The organism is Paenisporosarcina sp. P4_E4_2 (assembly GCF_056401595.1).
In genome coordinates this window covers 1-1,267 of the sequence record NZ_JBFUJC010000535.1, presented here as the reverse complement: position 1 = coordinate 1,267, position 1,267 = coordinate 1, and the positions used below count along the sequence as shown (strand labels likewise).

General features: G+C 40.2%; 2 protein-coding genes. Both read left to right on the top strand.

Annotated features, from left to right (window positions below):
• Positions 1-676 (top strand): glutathionylspermidine synthase family protein (locus AC1DSB_RS19480; RefSeq protein ID WP_477587437.1); only part of this gene is annotated, 676 nt, incomplete at its 5' end.
• Entirely contained in the window at positions 673-1,098 is a 426-nt protein-coding gene (locus tag AC1DSB_RS19475) for a DUF350 domain-containing protein (RefSeq protein ID WP_477532126.1), read from the top strand. The genes AC1DSB_RS19480 and AC1DSB_RS19475, both read left to right, overlap by 4 nt.
• The last annotated feature ends 169 nt before the right edge of the window (positions 1,099-1,267 follow it).

Below are 1,267 nucleotides of genomic sequence, written 5' to 3'. Positions count from 1 at the left end.
GCTTCAAGTACTGACGGAACCTGTGGAGGAGAATGGGGTTATCACGGATTCTGGCCTTTTTACTCCAAGTGGGGAACGGATCGATATTTTATACCGACAAACGTACCCGGTCGAACATTTAGTGAATGACAAAGACCCAACGACCGACGAGAACATTGGGCAGGAACTGATCAAACTCATTATTGAGAAAAAAGTGATGGTCATCAATCCTCCTTCTGCTTTTTTATTGCAATCAAAGGCAGTCCAGGCACTTATATGGGGCTTACATGAGGATGACCAGTATTTCACCGCTGAAGAACATCAAGTGATTGAGCAATATTTTTTACCAACTTATTTGGAACCTGATGAATTCTTAAAAATGAATATGCCCTATGTCCGAAAGCCCTCTTTTGGACGTGAAGGCGATACGGTAGAGATATTCAACGGAGCTGGCRAAACCATTGACGAAGAGCCCCAGAAAACTTACGTCGATAATTTACCAGTCTATCAAGCTTTWTATCCATTGCCAGAAACAGAAGTCCAGACGACTTCTGGCAGAAAACAGGTCCATTTGATGTATGGCTGCTTTTTGCTGAATGATCAAGCGGGCGCAATTGGAATACGTGCAGGTGGGGCAATAACGAATAACTTATCATATTTTTTACCGATTGGCATAGAAGATAGATTGAAGGGATGATAATTATGATGGAATATATTACAGGAGAAACTGTTGGAAACTTTTTAGCGCACTTTGGAGTTGGCGTCTTGCTCATGCTTTTGGGGCTTACCGTGTTTGCTTTTACCACAAAGTTTTCTGAATTAAAATTGATTAAAGAAGGCAATATTGCAGTGGCTTTAAAATTGTGGGGGAAAGCAATCGGTCTGGGCATTGTCATCTATACCGTCTGGGCTGGGAGCGTAAATTTGCTTGATGCCTTTATCTGGGGTCTGGTGGGTATTGCGACTCAAGTAATCGCTTACTGGATTGTGGAATATGGACTCACGCCAAAAACAGACTTGGCGAAAGAAGTGGAAAATGGCAATTTAGCTATTGGATTCAGTTTGTTTTCGATTTCTATCGTTGTAGGATTGCTTGTTGCAGCAAGTTTAACATACTGACAATACCCCTTTGAACTTTAAAATAGTTCAAAGGGTTTTTTATGTTCATCACTATTGCGCTAGAGAAATGTGAAAAATAATTTTTTTTGCTGGAAACTAAATAATGCAGGATTTTCGTCTCTTTATTCAGAATATACCAATTAATATTCTTGCATCTTCAAGTAGCAAG

Excerpts from the sequence above, each read along its gene's own strand:
- AC1DSB_RS19475 (WP_477532126.1), top strand. The coding sequence starts at position 673 with ATGATAATTATGATGGAATATATTACAGGAGAAACTGTTGGAAACTTT.